General features: G+C 56.1%; 4 protein-coding genes and 1 tRNA gene. All 5 read left to right on the top strand.

Annotated elements, in window-relative coordinates; genetic code table 11:
* On the top strand, positions 1–193 hold a 193-nt coding region (locus tag ABJK56_RS14060; protein ID WP_347245296.1), incomplete at its 5' end, for a hypothetical protein.
* 279 nt (positions 194–472) lie between these two features.
* Positions 473–1381 carry a 4-(cytidine 5'-diphospho)-2-C-methyl-D-erythritol kinase gene (ispE, locus tag ABJK56_RS14055; RefSeq protein ID WP_347245295.1) on the top strand — a complete coding sequence of 303 codons (909 nt, stop codon included), beginning with the start codon at positions 473–475 and terminating at the stop codon, positions 1379–1381.
* Between the two features lie 27 nt (positions 1382–1408).
* Positions 1409–1975, top strand: coding sequence for a SpoVG family protein (locus tag ABJK56_RS14050; protein ID WP_347245294.1), 567 nt, complete (start codon positions 1409–1411; stop codon positions 1973–1975).
* Positions 1976–2014: 39 nt separating this feature from the next.
* The gene (locus tag ABJK56_RS14045) at positions 2015–3190 is read left to right on the top strand and encodes a hypothetical protein (protein ID WP_347245293.1); all 1176 of its coding nucleotides are present in this window, start codon (positions 2015–2017) and stop codon (positions 3188–3190) included.
* Between the two features lie 386 nt (positions 3191–3576).
* Positions 3577–3652, top strand: a tRNA-Pro gene (locus ABJK56_RS14040).
* Positions 3653–3764: the final 112 nt, after the last annotated feature.

Below are 3764 nucleotides of genomic sequence, written 5' to 3'. Positions count from 1 at the left end.
ATCAGAGGGCTCGCCAATTTGGCCGGGCTACACCAAAAAGGGCTGGTCTTCTTCGTGCTCCTCGCGCCGATATGTGTCCGTTTTAGGGGGCGAGCTTCCCCTGGTTAGGAAGGGTTACTTCCCCTGGCTCAGGACAGTTTTCTGGAAGGGCGGGATTTTTCGTTATGTATCATTCTGTGAAAAGACGGTCTGAATAATTTCGCGAAGTTAGCCCCAAATTCCTTTTTCCCGCGAGAAAAAGCGGGAATGGGGCATGGTTCGCCCATGCTTGATGAGTTCCATGCAGCACATGGCGGCCCGCGAATATTTGGATGGACGCGGCGGAGAAAATTTCACCGGCTGTGCGGAAAAAATTGCCACCACCCAACCGTGGGGAAATAGATATTGACGTCACTAAAGAAAGGCTTAAAATCCCTAGTGCTTGGGGGATGGTCGTTGCAACTATAGGTACCCTTGCCGGGGCGGACGTCGAATGCAGGTCCAACGCTGGCACACATCGTGGGTCGTTCATGCCCCAGCCAAATTGAACCTTTTCTTCGAGGTGTTGGGGCGCCGCGAAGACGGCTATCACCTCATCGAGACCCTGGTCGTGCCGATTAGCCTGTATGATACCCTGGTGCTTGAGGAAATCCCAGGAAGCAACATCGTCTTAGACGTAAAATGGGTATGGAAGGGGGACTGGGCGGAGCTTTGTGGGAAATATTCTGTGCCGGCGGATGAAACCAATCTTGTGTATCGTGCGGCACGCCTGGTTCAGCAGGAAACGGGAATCAACCGAGGAGTACGCATCCAGCTTTGGAAACGTATTCCCACCGGGGCCGGATTAGGTGGGGGATCTTCGGACGCAGCGGCTGCGCTGGTGGCTTTGTGTCAGGTGTGGAATGTCGGGGTTTCTCAGCAGACGCTCCACCACTGGAGCGCGCAGCTGGGGAGTGACGTCCCTCTCTTTCTCCACAAAGGACCCAGCGTGTGCCGTGGACGAGGAGAAATTGTGGAACCCGTTCGGCCGGGGCCGCTGCTTCACGCGGTGGTGGTGAAACCCCCGGTGAGCCTCGCGACCCGGGATGTGTACGGAGCGTGCCGGGTACCGGAAAGGCCGCAAGCGGTCGCGCCGCTGCTCGAAGCATGGCAAAGGGGAGATTGGGCCTCGTTTCGGCAACGGGTGTTCAATCGTTTGGAGGAACCTGCACAACGTTTGGCGCCGGAGCTAGCCAGCCTTAAGTGGTCGTTGGGGCAAATGGGTAGTTGGGCGGTCAGTTTGACGGGGAGCGGTTCGTGCTATTTCGCCCTCTATTGCCACCGCGAGCAGGCCCTGGCCGCGGCGCGGCGGATCCACTCCGCTCGGCTCGGTGCTGCGTTCGTCGTGCATTCGGTTGTGTGAAGAGTCCTCAGGGAAAGGAGGTCGGCCGTGGAAATCACCGAGGTACGCATCAAGCTCATGGACGAGCCCGGAGAGCGGCTGAAAGCCTTCTGCTCGATTACCTTCGATGATTGTTTTGTGGTCAGAGACCTAAAGATCATCGAGGGGGCCAATGGGCCGTTCGTCGCCATGCCCAGCCGCAAACTCACGGCGCGCTGTCCCAATTGCCGAACGAAGAATCACCTTCGGGCTCAGTACTGCAACCAGTGTGGCATCCGACTTAAAGAGCAGCCGATTGAGCGCGACGAGGAAGGTCGGGCGAAACTCTATGCAGACATTGCCCATCCCATCAATTCCCAGTGCCGGGAGATGATCCAGGCTCGCGTGATTGCCGCCTATGAAGAGGAAAAAGCCCGTGCGAAATTGCCGGGCTACGTCTCGACGTACGAAGATTTCGATGAAGAGAGGACCGCTGAGGCCGCGGAACCACTTCCGAAGAAACCACCCCACCGCAAGGCACACAGCGAACGCGAACAGCCCCGCGGTCCACATAAACCCCCTGAGAATGTGACCCAGAAGGAACGAACCGAGCCACCCGAAGCGACGGCCCCGTAAAACAATTTGAAACAACTTTCCCACTGAACAGGCAGAGCCATGTCTTTTAACTTCTGGTCCCGGCGTCATTTTCTGTTAGGATTGGCCACCGGAACAGCAGCCTTCGCGACAGGACGTCTGCTGGCGGATGCGACGAGCACGACCATTTTACAACCGGTTCACGGTGCGGTGCTCAACTGGCGGCACGGCCGACAAACGGAGCGTGGTCTGGAAATCGAGGTTCTGGGGTTGGCGCCCGAGGATCAAACCGTCACCGTCAACGACCAGCCGGCGCAGCGCCAAGGAGCTCTCTATCGAACCACCGTCACCCTCACTCAACATGAAAACGAGATCGTGGCAAAATCGCGCGGTCCCCGCGGCGATCAAGAGCATCGGATCAAAGTGATTTGGGACCGAAACAGTCGGCCTCGGTATCGTTTTTCCATCGACGATAACAGCTTCTTTCTCCGCGATATTGCTCAGCACGAATATGGATCCCTTTTCGATTGCTGGTATCTGGCGATGCTTCGGGACCTCCACAAAAAGTACGGCACAAAATTCGTGCTGAACATTTACTACACAACAGGTGACGACTTCAATCTGACGCAGTTCCCCGATCGTTACAAAGGTGAATGGGCAGACAATGCAGATTGGCTGAAACTTGCTTTTCACGCCTGGGCGGACAAACCCGACCGCCCCTATCAGCACGCCTCGCCGCAGCAACTGGCGGCAGACTTGGATCGTGTGGCGGAGCAGATCCTGCGGTTTGCCGGTGAAGCCTCGTATTCCCCACCCACCGTCATCCATTGGGGAATGGTCCTGCCGGCCAGCCTCGGGGTTCTCAAAGAACGCGGCGTTCGCGTGCTCAGTGGATACTTTACCCGAATCGGCGGCGTGTGGGATGTGAACTATCACCTTGACCCTATTAGAAGTGCCTACCTGTCCCGCCACGATGCGTGGATGGATTTCGAAAGCGGGATAGTCTTCTCACGCGTCGACATCGTCTGCAATAACACACCGGTGGATAAAATTGTGCCCACTTTGGCACCGCTCAAAGAAGACCCCAACACGGCTGAAATCATGGATGTTTTTACTCATGAACAGTACTTCTGGCCTTTTTACCAGCGCTATCTGCCAGACCATCCCCAACGATTGGAAACGGCCATTCGCTGGTTGACCGAGCAAGGGTACGAACCGGTGTTCTACCATGAGGGTTTTCTCGGCGTGCCGGTGTGATAGCACCAAGTGCCGCTGACTGTTAGAGGGATGAGCTCCTATCACAGGTCGGATTTGGCCGTCGATGCCAGGCCTTGAGTTTAGCGGTGGGGCTCTGTCTGGGTTGGGCGACGATTGGTGGCTCACCCCTACCGACCGAGATTTGATCCATCTGAGTGGTGCTCGGTGTGTCGTAGAGGCAAGTCATGAACTGCCCCTCCGGAACGTTGCACCCGTGGCATTTCAGAGATTTTTCCAAAAAAGTGGGGATGAGTCAGAAACATCATGGATTGACGCTGGGCGGGAAGTGGCGGTAAACTGAAGAAGAATCCTGCGTGGCCGAAACAAAAACAATGGATAGGCCAGGCAGGCGTTCTCTCTAGACAATATCGAGAAGATCGTTCTTGCGGGGCGTAGCTCAGCCTGGCTTAGAGCGCTTGGTTCGGGACCAAGAGGTCGCTGGTTCAAATCCAGTCGCCCCGATTTTTTGTTTTCTTGCCTTTTTTATCTCCTGCGATCTCCTTTCTTGGGTCGTGATCACCCCAAGTTTATCATTTCTCGGGGTATTCTCATCGGTGTCGGGTCATGTGCTTAA

It is taken from the genome of Thermogutta sp. (assembly GCF_039793925.1).
Lineage (GTDB): Bacteria > Planctomycetota > Planctomycetia > Pirellulales > Thermoguttaceae > Thermogutta.
This window is presented reverse-complemented; position numbering and strand designations above follow the sequence as displayed.

Excerpts from the sequence above, each read along its gene's own strand:
- ispE (WP_347245295.1), top strand. The coding sequence starts at position 473 with ATGCAGGTCCAACGCTGGCACACATCGTGGGTCGTTCATGCCCCAGCC.
- ABJK56_RS14045 (WP_347245293.1), top strand. The coding sequence starts at position 2,015 with ATGTCTTTTAACTTCTGGTCCCGGCGTCATTTTCTGTTAGGATTGGCC.